Annotated in this window: 16 protein-coding genes and 2 pseudogenes; 6 read left to right on the top strand and 12 right to left on the bottom strand. The window is 69.1% G+C overall.

Translation table 11 applies throughout. From position 1 onward, the window contains the following. Window positions 1-5 precede the first annotated feature (5 nt). Window positions 6-944, top strand: a complete 939-nt coding sequence (locus CG723_RS14785) for a hypothetical protein (RefSeq protein WP_199841746.1) — start codon at window positions 6-8, stop codon at window positions 942-944. A 56-nt stretch (window positions 945-1,000) separates the two neighbouring features. Next, window positions 1,001-1,165, top strand: a complete 165-nt coding sequence (locus tag CG723_RS46195; protein WP_159032456.1) for a hypothetical protein — start codon at window positions 1,001-1,003, stop codon at window positions 1,163-1,165. Window positions 1,166-1,169: 4 nt separating this feature from the next. Here the strand turns inward: CG723_RS46195 and CG723_RS14780 are convergent, their stop codons facing one another. From CG723_RS14780 to CG723_RS14770, 3 genes are all read right to left on the bottom strand, one after another. Beyond that, on the bottom strand, window positions 1,170-2,462 hold the full coding sequence (locus CG723_RS14780; RefSeq protein ID WP_100593716.1) for a ThuA domain-containing protein: 1,293 nt from the start codon (window positions 2,460-2,462) through the stop codon (window positions 1,170-1,172). Between the two features lie 34 nt (window positions 2,463-2,496). Next, window positions 2,497-4,653, bottom strand: a complete 2,157-nt coding sequence (locus tag CG723_RS14775; protein ID WP_234374318.1) for an RICIN domain-containing protein — start codon at window positions 4,651-4,653, stop codon at window positions 2,497-2,499. A gap of 135 nt (window positions 4,654-4,788) precedes the next feature. After that, the gene (locus CG723_RS14770; RefSeq protein ID WP_100593715.1) at window positions 4,789-6,165 is read right to left on the bottom strand and encodes a lectin; all 1,377 of its coding nucleotides are present in this window, start codon (window positions 6,163-6,165) and stop codon (window positions 4,789-4,791) included. A gap of 1,172 nt (window positions 6,166-7,337) precedes the next feature. Between CG723_RS14770 and CG723_RS14760 the strand changes: the two genes are divergently transcribed. Then, window positions 7,338-8,363 (top strand): LacI family DNA-binding transcriptional regulator, encoded by a 1,026-nt coding sequence (locus CG723_RS14760; protein ID WP_100593713.1) that lies wholly within the window; start codon window positions 7,338-7,340, stop codon window positions 8,361-8,363. Between the two features lie 376 nt (window positions 8,364-8,739). Next, window positions 8,740-9,033 (top strand): annotated as a pseudogene (locus CG723_RS46190) (TetR/AcrR family transcriptional regulator); the annotation flags it as partial. A 64-nt stretch (window positions 9,034-9,097) separates the two neighbouring features. Here CG723_RS46190 and CG723_RS47530 read toward each other — a convergent pair. The 3 genes and pseudogenes from CG723_RS47530 to CG723_RS14745 all read right to left on the bottom strand — a co-directional run. Beyond that, window positions 9,098-9,967: pseudogene (locus CG723_RS47530) on the bottom strand (beta-1,3-glucanase family protein); the annotation flags it as partial. Between the two features lie 12 nt (window positions 9,968-9,979). After that, entirely contained in the window at window positions 9,980-10,675 is a 696-nt protein-coding gene (locus tag CG723_RS14750) for an NAD(P)-dependent oxidoreductase (RefSeq protein ID WP_442802549.1), read from the bottom strand. Further along, window positions 10,672-11,646: an EamA family transporter gene (locus CG723_RS14745; RefSeq protein WP_100593711.1), complete on the bottom strand. Its 975-nt coding sequence runs from the start codon at window positions 11,644-11,646 to the stop codon at window positions 10,672-10,674. Before CG723_RS14745 ends, CG723_RS14750 begins: the two co-directional genes overlap by 4 nt. A 78-nt stretch (window positions 11,647-11,724) precedes the next feature. On the opposite strand from CG723_RS14745, the gene CG723_RS14740 reads away from it, so the two are divergent. Next, window positions 11,725-12,633 carry a LysR family transcriptional regulator gene (locus tag CG723_RS14740; RefSeq protein WP_100593896.1) on the top strand — a complete coding sequence of 303 codons (909 nt, stop codon included), beginning with the start codon at window positions 11,725-11,727 and terminating at the stop codon, window positions 12,631-12,633. 569 nt (window positions 12,634-13,202) lie between these two features. After that, window positions 13,203-14,381, top strand: coding sequence for a Gfo/Idh/MocA family protein (locus CG723_RS14735; protein ID WP_100593710.1), 1,179 nt, complete (start codon window positions 13,203-13,205; stop codon window positions 14,379-14,381). A 59-nt stretch (window positions 14,382-14,440) separates the two neighbouring features. Here the strand turns inward: CG723_RS14735 and CG723_RS14730 are convergent, their stop codons facing one another. The 6 genes from CG723_RS14730 to CG723_RS14705 are packed head-to-tail and all read right to left on the bottom strand — an operon-like array spanning window position 14,441 to window position 20,724. Beyond that, on the bottom strand, window positions 14,441-15,796 hold the full coding sequence (locus CG723_RS14730; protein ID WP_100593709.1) for a Gfo/Idh/MocA family protein: 1,356 nt from the start codon (window positions 15,794-15,796) through the stop codon (window positions 14,441-14,443). Between the two features lie 2 nt (window positions 15,797-15,798). Continuing rightward, on the bottom strand, window positions 15,799-16,800 hold the full coding sequence (locus tag CG723_RS14725) for a LacI family DNA-binding transcriptional regulator (protein ID WP_100593708.1): 1,002 nt from the start codon (window positions 16,798-16,800) through the stop codon (window positions 15,799-15,801). Next, window positions 16,797-17,537 carry a DUF624 domain-containing protein gene (locus CG723_RS14720; protein WP_107489199.1) on the bottom strand — a complete coding sequence of 247 codons (741 nt, stop codon included), beginning with the start codon at window positions 17,535-17,537 and terminating at the stop codon, window positions 16,797-16,799. The genes CG723_RS14725 and CG723_RS14720 overlap by 4 nt, the downstream gene beginning before the upstream one ends. Window positions 17,538-17,552: 15 nt before the next feature. Then, window positions 17,553-18,431, bottom strand: a complete 879-nt coding sequence (locus CG723_RS14715) for a carbohydrate ABC transporter permease (protein ID WP_199841745.1) — start codon at window positions 18,429-18,431, stop codon at window positions 17,553-17,555. 2 nt (window positions 18,432-18,433) lie between these two features. Further along, window positions 18,434-19,402, bottom strand: a complete 969-nt coding sequence (locus CG723_RS14710) for a carbohydrate ABC transporter permease (RefSeq protein ID WP_100593705.1) — start codon at window positions 19,400-19,402, stop codon at window positions 18,434-18,436. A 41-nt stretch (window positions 19,403-19,443) separates the two neighbouring features. After that, window positions 19,444-20,724, bottom strand: coding sequence for an ABC transporter substrate-binding protein (locus CG723_RS14705; RefSeq protein ID WP_100593704.1), 1,281 nt, complete (start codon window positions 20,722-20,724; stop codon window positions 19,444-19,446). Window positions 20,725-20,893 lie beyond the last annotated feature (169 nt).

The following is a 20,893-nucleotide window of genomic DNA, read 5'->3' as shown; positions in this document are numbered from 1 at the left end:
CCCTCGTGAGCTCGCTCTATCCGCCGCGGATGACCGGTCGTCCAGGGCGGCTCGAAGTCTGGTACGCGACGCTGACCGATCCCCGGACCGGGACCGGCGTGTGGATCCACCACGGAGTGGTGGCGCCCAAGCATGGCGGCCCGGCCCGGGCGCATGGCTGGATATCTGTCTTCCCGCCGGACGGGCCGCCGGTCACCGAGCGGTTCGGGGTCCCGGACTCCCCGCCGCCCCAGGGCGAGGCGTACTTCGAGGTGCCGGGGGTGCGGGCAACGCCCCGGCTGCTGGAGGGCACCGCGGGCGCGATCACCTGGCGCCTGACGGTCACCGGGGGCGGCGAGCCCCTCTACACCTTTCCGCGCTGGTCCTGGCAGCGTGAACTGCTGCCCGCCGCCCAGATCCTGCCTGCCCCCGACGCGGTCTTCGAAGGGGAACTCGTCGTCGGGGAGCGGCGGTTCACCCCCTCCGGGGCCGTGGGAGGCGTCGCCCGGATCGCCGGTCACGGCAATGCCCAGCGATGGGCGTGGCTCCATGCGGGCCTCGGCGGCGGGGACGTACTGGAAGTGGTGGCCGCTGTCGCCCGCCGTCCCACGATGCGGTGGCTGCCACCTCTGCCCATGCTCCAACTGCGGATCGGTGGCACCGACTGGCCGCGCGACCCGTTGCTGACCGCGCCACTGCTGCGCGCACGGATGGGGCTGCCCGACTGGTCGGTCGCAGGCGGCACCGCGCGGCGCAGGGTACGGATCGATGTGACCCAGGACCCGGCCGACTGTGTGCAGCTCTCCTACACCGACCCCGACGGAGCGACCGCCACGTGCACCAACACGGAACGCGCCACCGTCGACGTGATCGTCGAACGCCGCACCGGGCTGCACCGCTTCGAGGTGGAACACCGCTGGCATCTGGATCGCACGGGTCACGCGGAGGTGGGAACGCGCCCGTGAGGGGTGTACTCACGGCCTGCGGCGGTCCTGCTGCGCTCCTGGGGAGGGGAATATCGGTGAATGCCGGCGTGGGGCACCCGTCCAAGGGCGGCAAGGCCTGTTGCTACTGGCGCTCGGACGCCGACGGCATCGCCACCTGGGACTCGACCAGCAGGGAAGCGAAGGTGCCCCCGTCGCCGGCCTGCGGCGACGGGGGCACCCTCCTACGGCCTCCGCTCTGAACGGTCAGGACTGTGCCGTCAGCATGAAGCTCTGCGCAGGTGAGCCGTCGCAGGTGCGTTGGGTGAGCTGTGTGCTGTTCGTCGCGGCGCTCGCCGCCGTCAGGCACTTGGCGCTGTGTCGGGCGGTGAAGTGGTAACGCCCAGCACCTTCCTTGACGGGCAGCCATTGCTGGTTCTGCCCTCCGGCGTAACTCCAAAGTTGCAACGGCGCCTTGTCGGCGGTCGAGGCGCCGGTGACGTCGATGACCTGTTGCGGGTTGGCGCGTATGCCGATCTGACGGTATCCGCCCTCGGTCGAGCGGAGCCGGAACTGCTGCGCCTGCGTGCCGTTGCAGGCGTACTGCTGGATCGCTGTCCCGTTCGCCGTGGCAGCCGAACGGGCGTCCACGCAGGTGCCGTTGCCACTGTTCCCCAGCGTGTACCAGGAGGTCTCGGAGATCGAATCCTCCGGCGGTGTAGTGGGGTCTGCGCCGCCCAGCCACTTCAGCCCGTCCAGCAGGAACCGGTTCTGGGTCTCACTCGCGAACGTCGACGAAAGGCGGGTGTTGGTGTCGTAGTTCATCGCGTTGTGGCCGAAGTTCGCGTACAGCATCTTGTACTTCGTGTTGGTCCACAGGATCGGGTAATAGCCGCTGTACCAGGACTGGTTGGGATCCGTGCCCAGCGGGAAGCTGCTGGGGTCGACGGAGGCCAGGATCTTGATGTCCGGGTTCTGCCGGAGGTCGTTGGACCAGCTGTACCACTCGCTGACCGACGAGGTGAACGTGGCCGGCAGGTTCCTGGTGGACGGGTGGGTGCGGTCCTCGACCTTCAGAACCGCGGTCGTCGGGCCCCAGGTGTTGGACTTGAAATTGCCGCTGCCGAGGAACTGGTTGTGGTACCACGGCCAGCTCGCCGCGTCGGTGGTGAAGGCCGAGACGTGGAAACCCATCCAGGCGCCACCACCGCGCATGTACTGCTCGAATCCGGCCCGTTGGGCGGAGGTCTGCGGCACGTCGTCGAGGAACAGCACGACTTGATAGGCATCTACGCCGCCGTTGCTGAGCAGGTCCCAGTTGTTGCTGGCGGTGTAGGTGAAACCGTTCGCCGCGGCCTGCTTGGGGAACCAGTCGTTCGCCTCCTTCTCGAAATCAATATGCGCCGCGTCCCAGGTGCCGCTGTACAGCCCGAGCACCTTGAACGGCGCGGCCGCCGTGCTCGCCCGGGCGGCGGGCGGCGCCGCCAGGGTGAGCAGCGTCGCCAGCAGGAGGAGGACTCGCAGGGTCACGCGCGCCGAGCCGGATCTGAAGGTGTGCATCGTTGGATCGGTCCTTTCCAGGCTGGTCACGCGCTCACGGGTAGCTGACGAGGTTGGCGACGTTGGTGGAGGAGTTGGAGGGGCCGCCCCGGTCGTTGACGACGTGCCGGATCGTGCCGGTGCCGCCCAGTGAGACCGTCACCATGTCCTTGAAGCGCACATTCGCGTTGTTGGGCGCCTCGATGGCGTGCTCGGCGGCGACGCCGGGGTTGACGTTGAAGTAGCAGTAGCTGCCGAAGCCGTACACCTGGTGGCTGGTCACCGAGTTCGCCACCTTGTAGGCGGCGTAGCCCTGCGTGGAGCCGTTCATCCAGGCTGCCTGGTTGGGCGGGTCGTACGGCATCTCGTTCTGGTAGAAGTACGTGCGTCCGCCGTTGCCGTTCCAGATGGTCTGGTGCTTCTGGTAGTGCTCGACGAACAGGCCGTACATCGTCGCGTCATCGCCATTGACGACGAGCCCGGTGTCGGCGGTGTTGCTGGTCCAGCCCACCCCGCTGCCGTGGTCGGCTCGCCAGAGCCACAGGTGGTCGCCGATGACGTCGTCGCTGTTGATCGTCAGGCTGGTGGTGGCCTTGCCGACTCCCGCCCCGCCGATGCGGAAGAACACGTCGTGCAGCGCGCTGGGGTCGGCGCTGTGGTCGACGGAGGAGCCGCTGGGGCCCATTTCCATGAGTTGCGCGGAGTTGGTGGTCCCGGCGTCGATCAGCAGACCGGCGAGCTGGACGCCGTCCACGTCGGCGACCGTCATCGCGGTGATGCCGTTGTCGGGAATGAGTGTGGCGAGGCCGAGGCCCAGGACGACGGTGTCGGGTCGTGTCACCTTCAGGGTCTGGCCGAGGTGGTAGACCCCGGGCGTGACGAGGAGGTTCTTACCTGCGGCAAGCGCGTCGTTCATCTGCGCGGCCGTGGCGCCCGGCTTGACGATGAAGAAGTCGTCGAGGGGCAGTGACGCACCCGCAGGTGTGCCTGAACTCCATGTCGTGCCACTCGTGTTGGCGCGCGCGGAGGGGACGAACACCTTCCAGGAACCTGCCGCGTCGACGTACAGGAACGGCTTCTCGCGAGTGACCGGCGCCTGGGCGACGGTGGTGTACGGCGGGCTGGGGAAGCTGTTCGCGGGAGCGTTCTTGGCGCCGACGAAAACCATGTTCCAGTTGGATCCGGTCCAGCTGCCCCACTCGGTGTTCCGCGACAGCCACTGCTGTTGGGAACCCGAGTTGACCTGCCCGTCGATCTTCGTGTCGGCCATGTAGCCGCCGCTGGACCAGCCGCCGTCGTCCAGGGCGAGGTTGCCGCGCAGGTGCATGCGCCGGTACGGGGCGGCCTGCGACACCGCCCAGCGGTCCGTGCCGCCCGTAGGGGTCACCGACAGGTTCTCGGCCGACCGCCAGAAGTTCTGGGTGGCGTTGCCCTGGAACCAGTCGGCCTCGGCGTGCACCGCACCACGGATGGTGACGTCGTCCGGGGACAGACCCAGGCCCGCGACCTGTGTGTAGAAGCCGACGTTGGCGTTGGCGTCGTACGTGCCCGGCTTGAAGAGGAAGGCCTTGCGAGCAGTACCGAACTGGTTGGTCTCCTGCTGCGCGAAGGCCGCGTTCAGGCTGCTCTGGATCGTGGCGGCGGGCGTCGACGGGTCGAAGACGGTGACGTTCGGGCCGAGATCCGGGGTCCCGGGCGGCGGCGTGACATCGACGGGATTGACGTAGAAGGACTGGGCCGCGGTGCCGTTGCACGTGTACTGCGTCAGCTGCACGCTGTCCGAGGTGGAGGCGCTCGGCACGTCGAGGCACTTGCCGCTGTTGCGGTTCACGAAGTGGTACGCGCCGCTCGACTCGGCGACGGCCTGCCACTGCTGGTTGGCGCCGCCGCTGTACGTCCACAGCTGCACCGGCGCGCTGTCCGCCGTCGAGACGTCGGTGACGTCCCATGCCTTGCCGGCGTCGGCCCGGTTGTCGACCCGGGAGTACCCACCGGAGGTGGCCTCGATCCGCCACTGCTGAACCTGGGTGCTGTTGCAGGTGTACTGCTGGACGGCGGTCCCGTCCGTCGTCCCGGCGGCCCGCGCGTCGACGCACTTGCCGCTGCCCGCGTTGACGACGGTGGCCCAGCCGGTCGGCGGGGCGGCCGCCTGGGCGGTGACCGGCTCCCGGGCGGTCGCGTTGCCCTGTGCGGCGACTGCCACGCCGGACATGCTGCTCGCCATGAGGGCGAGCACGGTGAGCACCTTCGGTATCCGGTGGCGGCCGGAGGCTCTTCTCGATGTGGTTGGGGCGACTGTGGTTCTGAGCATGGTGGCCCTCCTACGCTGATGGGGGGGTGGGGAAGGTCAGCCGGTGTACTTCGCGAAGACGCGCGTGTAGTCCCAGTTCTGCTGGCTCACGCCGGAGCAGCTGTCGGCGACGCCGCCCGTGCAGGGGCGGTCCCGGTTGACCGACCAGAACGTCAGCCGCGCCAGGTGGTGCTGCTGCGCGTACGTGAGGATGGTCTGGAAGTCGGCGACGGTGACCGTCTCGTTCTGGTCGGTGATCCCGTTCATCGAGGAGATGCCCATGTCCCGGTACGCCTGGTCGTCGCTGTAGCCGTAGGCGTTCTTGAGGGCCGTCTTGAGTCCCTCGGCGGCGCGCTGGGTGAGCGTGCCCATGTTCTGGCCGGCGCCACCGAAGTCGAACGGCATGATCGTCCAACTCTCCACGGTCAGACCCGAGTTGGCGGCACGGTTGATGAGGCTGGTGTCGGGGCCGGACTGGCCGGTGCCGATGGTGACGTACACCTTGATGCCGGGGTTGTCGGCCTTGATGGTCTTGAGTGCGTCCACGGTGCGCTGCTGGACCGTCGGATTGCTGTAGGCGTCGGCCTCGATGTCGATGTCGATCGCCTTGAGCCCGTAGGCGTTGACGACCTTCTGGTACGCGCCTGCCAGCGCGCCGGCACTGGTGCAGGAACTCTCCAGCTTGTTGCCGCTGTAGCCGCCGAACGAGGGGATGACGTCACCGCCGTTCGCCCGCACGGTGTTCACGGTCTGCTGGTCGACGCCACCGGTCAGCGGGCGGCTGCCGTCCCACTGCGGATTACAGGTGCCGTTACTGAGCACGAAGGCGAGGGTGAACCATTTGACGCCGGTGGCGTTCATGACCGTGGTCGGGTTCGGCGGGCTGCCCCAGCCGTTGTAGAGGTACGGGGCGACCGCCATCGGCGCGGTGGGGGTGGTGCCGCCGCCGGTGGGCGCGGTCCACTTCTGGTTGGCGGCGCCGGTGCAGCTCCAGATCTGGACGGGGGTGCCGTTCGTCGAGGTGTTGCCCGTAACGTCGGCGCACTTGTCGGCCTGCTGGTTGACGATGTCGCCGGCCGCGGAGACCGACCACTTCTGGTTCGAGCCGCCCGTGCAGTCCCACAGCTGGAGCTTGGCCCCGTTGGCGGTCGAATTGCCGGTGACATCAAGACACTTGCCGAGGGCTCGTATCGTTCCGTCGGAACCGACCGTCCACTGTTGGGCGGCGGTGCCGTTGCAGTCGTAGAGCTGAACGGCCGCGCCGTTCGCCGAGCTCGCCCCGGCCACGTCGAGGCACTTGCCGGCGAGACCCGTGATCGTGCCGGTAGCGGCAGAAGCGGATGCCGCACCGAAGGCGCCGGCGGAGAGCGCAAGCAGCGTGGTGGTGAGCGCGCCGCGGATCACGGTGGATCGCGCGAGGGGTGGTCTGGTCATCGGGGATCACAGCCCTTCATGGGAGGCCGGCGGTGGGGGTCCCTCTGTCCACGTTGATGAACAGAGAGTGCATTCATGAAGCTGTGGCGATCCGGAACCTAAAGGTCTGCACCAACGACGTCAAGAGGTGAAGCAAGAAGGGCCTGAACCGAGCTGTGCTCGCAAGGAGTTGAACGCGCGAAGGGCCCCGTAGGACGTCCCAGTGGCCTCAACCTCTGCTGACCCAAGGCGCGTTACCTACTCGGCGAACGACTCCGCGCCAGATGTCCGGCTCCGGAGCCCGCACGTCGGGGGCAATGAGGGCTTGCTGCGCAACCGGCTGTCGTCCTACTGATCGCACACGTCGACTGCACGACGCCCGGCCGGTCCCGGCAAGAAGGCCTTGCCGCACGTGCCTCTCGAGCCGATCCATCCCGTCTCATCACCGTACGGGCTGCGGTCACCCCCGTTCTCAGGACTATCTCGGCGCCAACGGGCCGGCGCCGGGGCGCCCCTCCCCCGACGGCTCCGCGTAGGACGGCAGTTCGCGCATCCGGCGTAACGGCGACAGGAAGACGGGCAGGAAGGTGAGCGACTGGCCGACTGCCCCGGCCAGCAGCGTGCCGCGGACGCCGGTCGTCGAGACCAGCAGGCCGATGAGCAGCGCCCCGAAGGGGATCGCGCCCCCCGATCAGGAACCGCATCGTCGCGTTCATCCGGCTGAACAGCCCGGGACGCCATGGAGGCGCGGCAGTCGGCCGGCCGTAGTCGAGGAGGCGCCCGCGAGCTGGGCGGCCTGGACACGATCGTGGTCAATGTGGGGATCGGCCCCGTCGCCGGACTGGCGCCGAGGCCGATCGTCGACTGCCCCGCCGGCCCGATGCGCAGGCCGGCGGCAGCCGCGTCCCCGGCCTCACGGTCGAGACGCATGGCCGTCATGAGTACGGCTCCTCGTCACCGCCACGCGCGGAGCCTGAAGTCCCGCCCGCCCGCAGCCGCCCTATCTGACGAAGGCGCCGACCGGGCACTTTCCTGCCGTACCCCGGGCACGCGGGAGCTCTCTCAGCGCGTCTGCGTCTGCGTCTGCGTCTGCGTCTGCGTCTGCGTCTGCGGATATCCTGGTCGGCGTCGACCGCCCGGCCGACCCGAGCCCACACCGCAGACCGAGCAGCGCCGCAGAAGGAGCGCCCGCCTTGCCCGAGCAGACCACGGGGTCCCGCCCCACGCTGGAAGCTGTCGCCGCGTATGCCGGCGTGTCCCGGGCCACGGCGTCCCGGGTCGTCAACGGCGGCGCGGGCGTGCGCGCCCCGCTGGTGGACAAGGTGCGCAGGGCGGTCGAGGAGCTCGGTTATGTTCCCAACCACGCGGCCCGCACACTGGTCACCCGGCGCAACGGTGCTGTCGCGGTGATCATCGCGGAGCCCGAACTCCGGATCTTCTCCGACCCGTTCTTCGAGCAACAGGTCCGCGGCATCAGCCGGGAGCTGACCGAGCACGACGCCCAGCTGGTGCTGCTGTGGGTCGAGGGGCCCGGCGACCATGACCGGATCGCCCGCTATCTCGGCGGCGGGCACGTGGACGGGGCGCTGGCGTTCTCCCTGCACAACGACGACGAACTGCCCGCCCTCATCGGGCGGACGGGCATACCGGCGGTGTTCGGCGGAAGGCCCGCCGCCGGCTCCGGCCTGAACGTGCCGTTCGTGGACTGCGACAACCGGGGCGGCGCGCGGGAGGCCGTCCGGCATCTGGTGTCGCTCGGCCGCCGGCACATCGCGCACATCGCGGGCCCGCGCGACCAGATGTCCGCGCTGAACCGGATCGACGGCTACCACGACGTGCTGCTCAAGGCCGATCCCGCCCTGCTGTGCCAGGGCGACTTCGCCGAGGAGAGCGGCGCCCGCGCCATGGCCGAACTGCTCGACCGGCGGCCGGACGTCGACGGCGTGTTCGTCTCCAACGACCTCATGGCCTCGGGCGCGCTGCGCACCCTCCGCGAACGGGGAGTGCAGGTACCCGAGGACGTGGCCGTGGTCGGCTTCGACGACATGGCGTCCGTCGTGCGGACCACGGAGCCTGCGCTGACCACGGTCCGGCAGGACATCGAGGGAATGGGCCGGCTGATGGTCAAGCTTCTGATGCAGCGGCTCGACAACGCGGACGGCGAGGCCCCGGCGTCGGTGATCACCCCGACGACCCTGGTGCGGCGCGCCTCTGCCTGAGAGCTCCCAGGGAACGCGGCACGGGACGCCGCATGCCCCGGCGTGAGCTGCCCCTTGCGGCGGCCCGCCCAGTGATCAGTTGTAAGGCGTCATCGGTGCCGGCTTCCCTGCCGGTCTGCAGATTCGACGCGGCATTGCCGGTCGCACTCCAGGCCTCGAGCCGGACCATGCCACCGAGCGGACTGCCGGCGGAGTGCGGTGGCCGACGCACAGGGCCCGGGACTGCTCGTACTCCTCCCAGCGCGTGACCGGGGCGATCGCGAAACCACGGGCACCTCTCGGCCGGTCGAACGTGCTGTCACTGCTCAGGTCGTAGGCCAAGCGTCGCGCCCTCGTCGACCCGGAGGCGGAACAAGGTGCAACTGCCGTAACGCAGGTGCTCGACGAGTGCGCGCAGCGCCCACTGGCGGACGTCAGCGTCGCCGCGCTGGCACGCAGGGCCGGGGTCGGCCGCGCCACGTTCTACGTCCACTACGGCGACCTGGAGGCGCTGGCCGTGGACGCCTGCGCCGACGTGGTCCGCGAAGCAGTGGACGCCCTCCACGCCTGGCGCGGCACCCCGGACCCCGCGAGCCCGCCGCCCGCGCTGAGCGCCTTCTTCGCCGGCGTCGTCCCGCACGCCGGCCTCTACCGGACGCTGCTGCGCCCCGGCGGTGGCGGCCCTCTCGGCGGAAGGAGCCCGTGCCATTCTTCGTGAAGGTGAGCGTGGTGCCGCTGACCTGGCCGCTGAATGTCTCGCCCAGCCGGGTCAGTTTGAAGGGATGGGTGGCGTAGTAGCTCCAGGCCTGGTCGATGTACGCCTGCAGATAGTTCGCCTGCGGGCCTCCTGCCAGGAAGAGGTTGGAGGAGCGCGGGGCGATGATGCGATGGGTGCTCTGCAGCGGCTTGAAGGCCTCGCCTACCGAGGCCGCGTACCGGGACATGACCTGCGCGCGGGTCAGTGTGATGCCCTGGGTGTTGTCATAGCCGCTGGATGCCTGCGTCAGGTGCGCGGTCATGGGGAAGCCGAACTGGTCGACCTGGGTGGTGTTTCCGCCGAACGCCACCTGCCCGTGGACGTAGGTGTACTCGTACCAGTCGTAGTAGACGTCGGTGTTGGGGTCATTGGGGTTGCGCAGGTCAGGGCCGCCCCAGCCCTGGTCGTCGGGAGAGACCGGGATGTACATCGGGGATCCGAGCGAGACGTAGATCCGTCCCCCGCGGATGGATGTGGGTGAGGGGACGGAGCCTCCCACCTGGGTCAGCGTGAACGACATGTTGGGGTAGTTCACGCCACCCTTGGTGAGATGGCCTGGTGCTGTCGGGTCCAGGTGGCTGATGTGGGCCATCGTCCCGTCGGCCTTCATGTACGACCACTGGCCGGGCCTCACCTGCCCCAGCACGGTGATGTAGATCTGTGAACCGGCGTAGACGCCACGGGTGTTGTTCTGGAAGGTGATCGGGAAGGTGCCCGCGCCACCTCCTCCCCCGCCACCACCTCCTCCGCTGCCCACTGTGTAGGTGAAGTGCGGGGTGTCGTAGAGCGGGCCGTTCTTCTCGTACGTGAACCAGTACTCGAGGGCGAAGCCGCTCGGCAGGCTGCTGACGTTCTGCCGCCACAGCACGTGGCTGACCGCCTACGCTGATGGCCGTTTGTCGCGGTGGACAACCGTGATGTGATGTTCGGGGCCAGGGGCTTCGAGTTCGTCGACCACCGCGACGGCCAGGTCCTCGGCGCTGATCCACGATCGGCCCTCGTCGCTGGTGAGCAAGGTGTCGGTGCCCCGGCGATAGTGGCCGGTACGTTCACCGGGTTCGAGCAGGGCGGGCGGACTCAAGTAGGCCCAATCGGCGCCGGTATGAGCCTGGCAGGTTCGCAACTGAGCGATCCCGGCAGCGGCGACGGTCTTCAATTCAGGGGACACATACGCGGGATTGTCGGCGACCAGCAGATCGTGACGGTCGGGGCTGCGCAAGGCGCCGGCGCCGCCGACCACGAGGACACGAATCCCGAGCCGTGCCGCGATGTCCAGCACCGTACGGGTAGCGCCGACCAAGAACTCCTCGTCGACCGGGACGGTCCGCACGGTCAACACCACGGCGTCCGCGGTGCCGTTCGCGACGGAGCCCGTAAGGGCCTCACGCACAGCGTGCGCGTGGCTCACCTCGACTGCGAGTGGCGTCACGTTCGGGTCCTTGCTTGCAGGCTTCCGGGACAGGGCAAGCACGTGGTGCCCGCGTGCACTGGCCTCGGTGATCACCCGGCTGCCGACCATCCCGGTGGCACCCAGCACGGCGATCGTCATGCCTGCCCTCGTCGAATCGGTCTTCATCGAATCCGTCCTTCTCGAACTTGGCCTTCTCGAATGTGACGTTCTGTCGACCTGCCGCGCGCGATGCGGCCGGACAGGCTCGGGGCGTTGAACTGCGCGGCGAGCAAGGCGGCCAGGGCAACAACGAAGCCAAGGGTCTGCAGCGGGCTCAGTGACTCGCCCAGCACGATTCCGATGACAGTCGCGACCAGCGGTGACAGCAGTACCAGCGGTGCGGACGCGCCGACCGGCAGCTCTGCGATCCCGCGGAACCAGAGGGCATACGCGATCAGCCCACCCATGCTGCCGAGCCATAGGTAGCCGCCGACAGCTCCGGCATCGATCCGCTGCGGCACCCCCTCGATCGCGAGGGTGAGCGGGAGCAGCAGCAGGCCGCCGACCGTCAGTTGCCAGCCGGCCAGGGTCAACGGACCGACGCCCGCGGGGCGGCCCCAGCGCTTGGTGAGGACGACCCCGCCGGCCATGAGGGCCGTATGGCCGAGGCCGGCGAGCACCCCGACGACGTCCAGCCGGGCCTCCGGACCGAGCACGACGAGTCCGACACCGGCCACGCCGATCACACCCCAGGTCAGTCGCCAGAGCGTGGGTCGGTCGTGGAGCACCGCGATGGCCAAGCCTGCGACCAGCAGCGGCTGGGCAGCGCCGAGTGTGGCGGCGACGCCGCCGGGGAGTCGTTCGGCCGCCAAGAACAGCAGAGGCAGCCCTCCGATGTTGAGCACGCCAAGGAAGACGGCCTTCCACCACCAGTCCCCGCGCGGGAGCACCCGGGTGATCGCCAGCGCGAGCAACCCGGCCGGCAACGCGCGCATCAGCCCGGCGAAGAGCGGATGCCCTGGCGGTAACAGTTCCGTGGTCACGACGTACGTGGTGCCCCAGGAAGCGGGAGCGAGTGCGGTCAGTGCGACGGTTGCCACCTGCTGCGCGTGCGGGGTCCGCCGCAGGCCGGGTGACCGCTTGGTCAAGGAGTGCATGTGATGAAGTCTCAGCACAACGCGTCATGAATCCAACGCATGCTTGCGATGGCAGCCATGAACCAGAACGATTGCAGTGTGGACCTCCAGCAGATGCGCTACGTCATCGCCGTCGCCGAAACCCGTAACTTCACCCGCGCCGCGGAACGCTGCTCCGTGGTGCAGTCGTCACTCAGTCACCGGATCGCCGGCCTGGAACGAGAGCTCGGGATCAAGCTGTTCGCCCGATCCAGCCGGCGGGTCGAACTGACCAGCGCCGGTGCGGCGTTCGTCGCGGGCGCGCGTGAGTGTCTGGCCGCTGCCGACCGCGCAGTCGCCGACGCTGCCGCCGCGACCGGCGTGATACGCGGCCGCCTCGCCGTCGGCGTGATCGTGACCACGGCCGCCGTCGACGTACCCGATCTGCTGCAGCGGTACCGCGCCCAGCACCCGGACGTCCACGTCGCCCTCCGCTCCGGACGCAGTGACGAACTGGCGACGGCGATCCGGAACGGCGATCTGGACATCGCCTTCCTCGGCCTTCCGGAGGGTGATCGGCCGTCCGGTGTGGAGAGCGTTGTGCTCGATCACGACGAGCACGTACTGGCGGTACCGGCCGGTCACCGTCTTGCGGGCGTATCCCATGTCACCCTGCGGGAGATCGCCGACGAGACGTTCGTGGACTTCGTGGCCGGGACACCGGCCCGAGCCCAGTCCGATCAGGCGTTCGCCGCCGCAGGCCTGGTCCGCGACGTTGCGTACGAGTCCGGCGTCGTCGAGCTGATCACCCGGCTCATTGCGCGCGGGCTCGGCATTGCGCTGCTGCCATCAGCCTTCATCCGACCACTGGTCACGGACACCCCCGAACTGGCACTGGTCCCAGTGGTCGACGGCCCTCATCGCATCGAGTATCTGGCCTGGAGCCGATTCAACCCCAGCCCAGCCACTCGAGCCATGCTCAAGGTACTCGGGGTCGGACGACAGGCGCTGGAACAGGAGGTCCTGTAATGCGATGGCCGGTAGGGAGCCTCTCACCACTCGTCCACTCGAGGGTCTCGTCTCGCCAGGCCGGTCATCGCCGTGTTTGTACATGGCGCTCCACTCTTGCCACTCGATCGCGGCGACACGGATGTGAGGTGGGGGGCGCTGCGGGCATGTGGGGCTGCTCCTTCGGCTTCCGTTCCAGAGCTGATTGCAGAACTCGGAGAAAGCGCTTTCTGGATCATGGCCCCAGAGCGCTGTACCATGCCGAAACAACCCCCGGCCGAACGGAAGTTGACCTCGTCCGCACCCATCTCACGACGCGAGACAAGGTGTTCGGGCGGTCGGACAACAACGAGACGAAGTGCCAAAAACCCGCGGGACAGGGTCCGACCATGTGACCAACTACCGGGTCACGTCTGGAAGGCTGTGGCCGCAAGCCCCTTACGCCAGCCGTAGGCCCGTTCCACACCAGCCCACCGTCCAGGCCGGCTTACAGGACGGCCCACTAGGAGACACATGAACGCGTTGGCGTCGGACTGCATCCGCGATCAAAGCCCGTGCACCCGGACGGCGTTCGTCCGCCGCACCGCACGGTGACGGCGCAGCCCGTCGCCGTCGTCCTCGTCGGCGGCCGTGGCTTCGGCCGCATCCACCGTGCGAACCTGCGTCGGCTCACCGGACAAGGGCAGGTCCAGGTCGTCGGGGTCTGCGACCAAAGCCCCCTCGACGCGGAAGAGTTGGACGGGCTCGGGCCCTTCGCGTCCATCTCGCAGTCCACGGACCTCAAGGCACTCCTGGAGCGCACCCGCCCCGCGGTGACCATCATCAGCACACCCCTCCATACGCACGTCCCACTCGCGCTGACCGCCGTCCGGGCCGGATCGCACGTACTGCTCGAGAAGCCGCCCGCGTCCTCCTTGGCCGGCTTCCAGCAGCTCGCCGAGGAACTGGACCGGTCCGGTCGCGTGTGTCAGGTCGGGTTCCAGTCCTTCGGCTCCGCGGCGGTGGCATCCGTACGGCAGTTGATAGCGGACGGCGCAATCGGGCGGCCCGTGGGCATCGGTGCCGCCGGGGCGTGGGTGCGAGAGGCCCGGTACTACGCCCGCTCGCCTTGGGCCGGACGCCGCCGCGTTGCCGTCGGCCCCGGGGCGCAGGACATGGTGGACGTCGTCGACGGCGTGCTGACCAATCCCCTCGCCCACGCCCTGGCCACCGCTTTGCGTGTGGACGGCAGCGATCGCCAGGACGACGTGGCCGGCGTGGAGTTGGAGCTCTACCGGGCCCATGACATCGAGGCCGACGACACCTCATGTGTCCGTGTGACGACTGCACACGACACAACCATCACGCTGGCCGCGACCCTGTGCGCCGAGCAGAACGTCGCGCCCTACATCGTCGTGCACGGCGAACAGGGCCGTATCACACTGCACTACACCGAGGACCGTGTACTTCTGGAACGGCGGGGCCAGGTATCCCAGGAGTACGAACATCCACGTACGGACCTCCTGGAGAACCTGATCGCTCATCTCCGTGACGGCGACGAGCTGTTGAGCCCGCTGGAACGCAGCGGCGCCTTCACCCGGGTGCTGGAGGCTGTCCGCATCGCGCCCGAGCCGGTTCGCCTGCCCCCGGGCGTCTGGCACATGCTCGGCGAGGGTGCCGAGCAGCGTCGGGTGATCCCTGGTATCGACGCCCTCACCGCATCGAGCGCCGGTCGCCTCGCGCTGTTCTCCGAACTGGACGCGCCCTGGGCGAAGGCGACGGAGGGCTGACCTCCGGCCTCCGCCCCACGGCTGCTGCCCTCGGGGCGACAGCATGTCGGCCGCGGCCGTCAGTGCTTCGTCGAGTGGCGCTCCCCGAACAGGTCCGTCGCGTCCACGGGCCGCCCCGTCGCAAGGGACTCGTTGCCGGCGATGCCCACCGCCAGTGCGAACGCGCCGTCGCGGGCCGTGGCACCCTTGCCCGCTGCCGGAGCCGCCCCCTCGTCGGAGCCGTCGCCGAGCGGACCGAAGAGTTCCTTGAGCATGCGCAGATCCCCACCGCCGTGCGAGCCCGCCGCCACCTCGAAGGTCACCTCGCGCGGCTCCTCCCACAGGGGACGCAGCAGGATGCGCGTACGGCCCGGGTTGGCCATCGGCACGCCGCCATGCGCAGCCTCTCCCCCAGGGGCCGCGGTACGCGGGGGCTGCCACGTGTTCTCCTCCACCTCGAGCTCCAGGCGGCCCGCGGTGCCGTTGAACATGACGCGGTAGCCCTCCCAGGGCGAGTACGCCGTCAGGTGGTACGTCATGGTGGCGCCGGTGTCGTAGCGGACCAGGACCGCCAGGTCGTCCTCGATGTCGATGCCGTCACCGAACACGTTGCGGTCGCGCACATAGGTGTCACCCGCGGCCTGCGCGTCGAGGTACAGAGCGGTGAGCCCGGGGTCGTCCGCCAGGTGGATCGCGTACGGGTCGTCGGCTGCCGCCGCGTCGCCGTGCGCGCGCTCGTAGTCGCGGCGCAGTCCGGTCGCCTCGCCGTTGCCCCGGCCGTAGAAGACGAGCCCGCCCTCGGCGTGGACGCGTGAGGGGGTCGCGTTCAACCACCAGTTGACGAGGTCGAAGTGGTGGCCCGACTTGTGCACGAGGAGACCGCCGCTGTGCCGCTTCTCGCGGTGCCAGCGGCGGAAGTAGTCGGCGCCGTGACGTACGTCGAGGAGCCACTCGAAGTGCACCGACCGCACGTCACCTATCGCGCCGTCGGCGAGCAGCTGCCAGACCTTTTCGTGGGCCGGGTTGTAGCGGTAGTTGAAGCCGACCGACAGGTCGCCGCCGGTGCGCTCCAACGTGTCGAGGATCGCACGGCACTTGGCGGCGTCGGTCGTCAGGGGCTTCTCCGTGACGACGCGGCAGCCCGCCTCAAGGGCGGTGATGATGTAGTGGTCGTGGGTGGCGTCGACGGTGGTGACGACGACCTCGTCGATCCGTTCGCGCCGCAGCAGGTCCGCGAAGTCGTCGGGCGCGGTGGCGGTTGCCTCCGGACGGCCGAGGCCGGTGAGCAGCCGGTTGTGGTGGGCGATTCGGGTCGGGCTGGGGTCGGCGAGCGCCACCACGTCGTAGTGGGCGCGGGCGCCGAGGGCCCGGGTGTACATCTGGGCACGGTGTCCGGTGCCGACGACGGCGGCGCGCCGGGTGGTGAGGGCGGTCATGGTCAGGGTTCCTTCCGTGGGGCGGGGCCGGTGGAACGGCGGACGATCAACTCGCTGTCGAGGACGACCTGCTGGGGACCGGCCGACTGCGGTCCGCCGCCCTCAATGCGGCGCAGAAGGAGATTCACGGACTGCTCCCCCAGCGCATCGAGCGGCAGGCGCACCGAGGTGAGCGCCGGGGTGGAGGTCGCGGCGAGGAGTATGTCGTCCACGCCGACGAGGCTGACGTCGTCGGGCACGCGCACACCGCGCTCGCTCAGCCGGGACAGGATCCCCAAGGCCAGCAGGTCGTTGTGCGCCACGACGGCAGTGGCACCGGAGGCAAGGGCGAGGTCGGCGACCTGCGCTCCGGTATGGAACTTCGGTTCGTGCGGGCCGAACTCGCTGATCTTCAGGCCCAGTTCCTCGCACGCCGCGCGCACGGCGTGGCCGCGCTGCTCGCTCGACCAGGAGTCGCGGGCGCCCAGGACGAGGGCGAGGTGACGGTGCCCGAGGGCATGCAGATGCGCCACCGCCTGACGCAACCCGTCGGCTGTGGGCATGACGACCGTCGGCACTCCCCGCACGGGCCGGTTGGCAATGACACTGGGTACCTGCTGGATAATCTCGTCGAGGCGCTCGGTGTCCATGCGGGGCGCGACGAGGAGCAGCCCGTCGACCTGGCGGGCGAGGGTGAGGGCCAACTCGTATTCGTCGTCGGGGTCTTCGTCCGTGTCTGCCAGGAACACCGCATAGTCCTTGCGGCGGGCGCGGGCCTGTACTGCCTTGGCGACCACCGCGAAGAAGGGGTTGGCGATGTCGGGCACGATCAGGCCGAGGGTCCGGGTGCGGCCGAGGGCGAGCGAGCGGGCGACGCGGCTGGGTGTGTAGCCGAGCCGGGCCGCCGCTGCGAGGACCCGCTCACGGGTCTCGGGTCTCACCTGTTCGGGCGACGCGAAGCAGCGGGAGACGGTGGAGGGAGACACCCCGGCCTCCCCTGCCACGTCCTCGGCGCTTGCAGTCATGAACTCGACCCGTCAGAAGAGCTCGACTGTCCTGTGCGCAGGACCGTCCCACCGTGACGGCGACACTCTGTCCGCGCGGCCTTCTCCTCGCGTCCGCGTCGCTCCACGGCCACAGCCGCGAGGGCGAGGACGCCCGACACCAGCGGGAGGAGGAGCAGCAATTGCCAGGCGCAGACTGCCGTCGCGCATACGGCGGCCGCGAGTATCACCGAGCCCACGAGGTCGTCGCGGGAGCGCGCCAGGGCGACGCGCCGCCACCCGGCGAAGCCGTTGGCGAGGGTCGCAGGGCCGGCATCGCCCGGCTCGCTCCACGCGGCAGCCGCGCGCAGCTGCACGACGACCACGGCGACGCCGGCCGCCGCACACACCACGACGAGCAGTCCGTGGCCGGGCAGATCGCCGGCCACAGCGGCGATCCGCAGGTCGGCCGCGAGGAACGCGAGGGACGCGAGCCCCGCCGTACCGCGCAGGGTTCCACCGCGCAGTGCGCGGCGCCAGTCGGCGGCGAAGCGGCGGGCCGTGCCCACGCTCGGGCCGTCGGGCACGCAGCGGCGCACCGCCGCGCAGCCCGCTGCCATCGCTGCGGGCCAGGTCACCAGGGGCAGGGAAGCCAGCGTCACGAGCACGCCAATCCAGATGACTTCGGCGAAGAGCGTGAAGCGTTCACCGTACGGGGTATCGCGCACCCGGCCGTCTCGGTGACCGGGGTCGCGCCGGGTCGCCATCGCATACGTCATGACCGTGACCGCCCTTCAGCCCTTGAGCCCGGAGGTGGCTGCGCCCTCGATGAGCAGGCGCTGGAACGCGGCGAAGAAGGCGATCACCGGCAACAGGGAGAGGACCGACATGCCCAGCATCGCTCCGTAGTCGGTGGCGCTTGAGGAGTCGACGAACAGACGCAGGGCCAGCGGCAGCGGATAGTTCTCCGGCGACTGGAGGTAGATCAGCGGGGCGAAGAAGTCGTTCCACGACCAGATGAACGTGAAGATGGCCGTGGTGATCAGTGCGGGTCGCAGCAGCGGCAGCACGATGTGCCAGAAGATCCGGAAGTGGCCGCAGCCGTCGATCAGGGCGGCCTCGTCGAGGCTCTGCGGCAGATTGCGGATGAACTGCACCATCAGGAACACGAAGAACGCGTCGGTGGCGAGGAACTTGCCGAGCAGCAGTGGCACGAAGGTGTCGACCAGGCCGGCCTGCTGGAACATCGTGTACTGCGGGATGAGCAGCAGGTGGTGCGGGAGCAGGATGGTGCCGATCATCGCGGTGAACATGACGCCGCGGCCGCGGAAGCGCAGCCGTGCGAACGCATACGCCGCGATCGAGCACGACAGCACGTTGCCGATCACCGAACCCACCGAGAGGATCAGCGAGTTGGAGAAGAATCGCCAGGTCGGCACCTCCGCGATGCCTTCGAGAGCGGTGCGGAACCCCTCCCACGTGGGCCGAGAGGGAAGCAGGTCGAAACTGGAGAGGATCTCCTGGGGCGGCTTGACCGATGAGGTGAACACCCACACCACGGGGTACAGAAGGGCGAGCAGCAGCACGGCGGCGCCACCGTGCCAGAGCAGGGCGCCCCGGTCGAACGGCCTGTGCCGGACCCCTTGGGTTCGAGGGATGGTCGGGGTCGTCATGGTCACTTCTCCTCGCCCGCGTAGTGGACCCAGCGGCCCGACGTCTTGAACAGGACCGCGGTCACGACACCGATGACGATCAGCAGCACCCAGGTCAGGGCGGCCGCGTAGCCCATCCGGAAGTCGTTGAAGCCGAGTTCGTACAGGTACATCGAGTAGACGTACGTGGAGCCCGCCGGGCCGCCGGTGCCGTTGGAGAGCACGAAGGCCGAATTGAACATCTGGAAGGCGTGCACCATCTCCAGGACCAGATTGAAGAAGATCACCGGAGAGAGCATCGGCACGGTCACGGAGACGAAGCGGCGGATCGGCCCGGCGCCGTCCACCTCGGCCGCCTCGTACAGGTCCCGCGGGATCTGTTGCAGCGCGGCCAGGAAGATGACCATGGGCGCGCCGAACTGCCAGACGGAGAGGGCGACCAGGGACATCATGGACCAGTCGGGGTTGGACACCCAGCCGCCGGTGTCCATGCCGAGGATGCCGGCGGCGCGGTCGACGACGCTGCCGGTGGAGAAGAGCAACCTCCAGACGATGGCCGCGCCGACGCTGGCGCCGATGAGCGAGGGCAGATAGAAGGCGGCCCGGTAGAAGTTGCGGCCCCTGCGTTTGGTGTGCAGGAGCAGCGCCACACCGAGGGCCACGGCAAGCTTGAGCGGAGTGGCGATCAGCACGTACTGGAGCGTGACCAGGACCGAGTCGCGCACCTGCGGATCGTCGAAGAGGATACGCCGGTAGTTCTCGAGGCCGATCCAGTTCGGGGTGTCGAAGAGGTTGTAGTCCGTAAAGGACATGAACAGCGAATAGAACATCGGAGCGAGGGTCAGCAGACCCGCGCCGATCATCCAGGGAGTCAGGAAGACATACGCCGCACGATCGCTGCCCCGGCGGCGCTTGCCCGGGGCGACGCGGCGAGTGTGGGGGTCTCGGCGGGCCGCCGGTATCGCGGCCTCGGTCGTCGTCGTACCGGCCATGGGTTCTCCATAGGTCGTGGGGGTTCTCGGGCCGGCAGTCGTCAGGAGAGGACGACCTTCGCCTGGTCGAAGTAGAGGTCGACGGCCTCGTCCACGGAGATGACGCCGTAGCCGAGCTTCTCGGCGATGCGCTCCAGGCGGACGTTCAGGGTGGAGCCGCCGACTCCGGGGGCAGGCGGTGTTGCCGCTGCCACGCCGGCGATCCGCTTCTCGTAGCCCTGGGTCAGGCGCACGAACGGGTCGTCGGTACTGGCCGCGCCCTCCTGGCGGGTGGTGGGCGCCATGCCGATGTTGGTGCCGAGGATCTTCGCGACGCGCCGGTCATTGATCATGAAGTTGATGAACTGCGCGGCCTCACTGCGGTACGGCGTCGCGCCCGAAGCGCTGAGCAGCATGCCCGGCTTGGCGTAGAGGCCGCTCGTGCCGGTGTCGGTGGGCGGGGTGGTCAGCTTCAGGCGGGTCCCGCGCGCCTCGCTCCGGCTGCCGACCTGGTTGTCCCACTCGAACATCGAGGCCGCGCGGCGCGCGGTGATTGGAGCGCCCGGCTTCGCCTCCAGGATGACCCGGGCACCCGCGATCCCGCCGGCGTCCCGCCAGCGCTCGATGAACGACAGGTAGCCGTGCAAGTCGTCGGGTGTGAAGCCCAGTTGACCGGCCTCGGTCCACGCCGTCTTACCGTGCTGCATCATCCACATCTCGACGCCCATGTAGTTCTGGCCGGGGTTGTCGACACCGACCTGTGCGCCCTTGGTGAACTTGGAGATCCTGGCGGTCTGTTCGGCGAACGTCTCCCAACCCGTCTTCAGATCCGGCGGAGTGGCCCCCGCCTCGGCATAGAGCCCGGCGTCGTACATGAGCGCGATGCTGTTGCGCGACAGCGGAACGCCGACGCGGCGACCTTCGATCAGGCCGGCGGTCCGCAGCGCGGGCACGACGGCGCTCGCGTCGATCTCCTTGCCGGCACCGGTGAGTTCGGCGAGATCGGCGAGGAGGTCGTGACTGGCGAAGGTGCGCAGCCAGGCATAGTCGACGTGCAGCAGGTCGGGCGGATTGCCGCCGGCGAGCGCGGTGGTCACCTTCTGCCAGTACGCGTCGAAGCCTACGAAGCTGGTCTTGATCCGGATACGCCGATGATCGCGTTCGAATACCGCGATGCACTGGTTGATGAGTTCGGCCCGGCCGGCATCACCCCAGAAGAAGTAGCGCAGCGTGGCCGTGCCGCCGGAGGCGACCGAACGCGCGCCGCTGCTGCAGCCCGTGGCGAGTCCCGCGGACAGCAGGGCTGCCAGGGCGGTACGGCGGGAGGGGGCGTCATTGCCCATGCGGCTCCTCCGCGAGGTAGGTCAACTGCGTTGCGTCAATTTCTTGTTGAGGCGCGACTCTTGCAGGCGCTCGCAGAGCCGTCAATGCTTCCAGCAAGCGCTTTCTCACAAGGGTCGCAATGGGACGGGCAGCGGGCATGCAGCCGCGTCCGCTCTGCGGATCGGTACT

It is taken from the genome of Streptomyces sp. CB01635, assembly GCF_002803065.1.
Classification (GTDB): domain Bacteria; phylum Actinomycetota; class Actinomycetes; order Streptomycetales; family Streptomycetaceae; genus Streptomyces.
Note: the sequence above shows the minus strand (reverse complement) of the source record. Positions and strands in the feature narration are given on the sequence as shown.

What these genes read in the sequence shown, in the direction of transcription:
- CG723_RS14780 (WP_100593716.1), bottom strand. Translation starts at nt 2,462, where the DNA reads ATGCACACCTTCAGATCCGGCTCGGCGCGCGTGACCCTGCGAGTCCTC.
- CG723_RS14775 (WP_234374318.1), bottom strand. Translation starts at nt 4,653, where the DNA reads ATGTCCGGCGTGGCAGTCGCCGCACAGGGCAACGCGACCGCCCGGGAG.
- CG723_RS14770 (WP_100593715.1), bottom strand. Translation starts at nt 6,165, where the DNA reads ATGACCAGACCACCCCTCGCGCGATCCACCGTGATCCGCGGCGCGCTC.
- CG723_RS14750 (WP_442802549.1), bottom strand. Translation starts at nt 10,675, where the DNA reads ATGAAGACCGATTCGACGAGGGCAGGCATGACGATCGCCGTGCTGGGT.
- CG723_RS14745 (WP_100593711.1), bottom strand. Translation starts at nt 11,646, where the DNA reads ATGCACTCCTTGACCAAGCGGTCACCCGGCCTGCGGCGGACCCCGCAC.
- CG723_RS14730 (WP_100593709.1), bottom strand. Translation starts at nt 15,796, where the DNA reads ATGACCGCCCTCACCACCCGGCGCGCCGCCGTCGTCGGCACCGGACAC.
- CG723_RS14725 (WP_100593708.1), bottom strand. Translation starts at nt 16,800, where the DNA reads ATGACTGCAAGCGCCGAGGACGTGGCAGGGGAGGCCGGGGTGTCTCCC.
- CG723_RS14720 (WP_107489199.1), bottom strand. Translation starts at nt 17,537, where the DNA reads ATGACGTATGCGATGGCGACCCGGCGCGACCCCGGTCACCGAGACGGC.
- CG723_RS14715 (WP_199841745.1), bottom strand. Translation starts at nt 18,431, where the DNA reads ATGACGACCCCGACCATCCCTCGAACCCAAGGGGTCCGGCACAGGCCG.
- CG723_RS14710 (WP_100593705.1), bottom strand. Translation starts at nt 19,402, where the DNA reads ATGGCCGGTACGACGACGACCGAGGCCGCGATACCGGCGGCCCGCCGA.
- CG723_RS14705 (WP_100593704.1), bottom strand. Translation starts at nt 20,724, where the DNA reads ATGGGCAATGACGCCCCCTCCCGCCGTACCGCCCTGGCAGCCCTGCTG.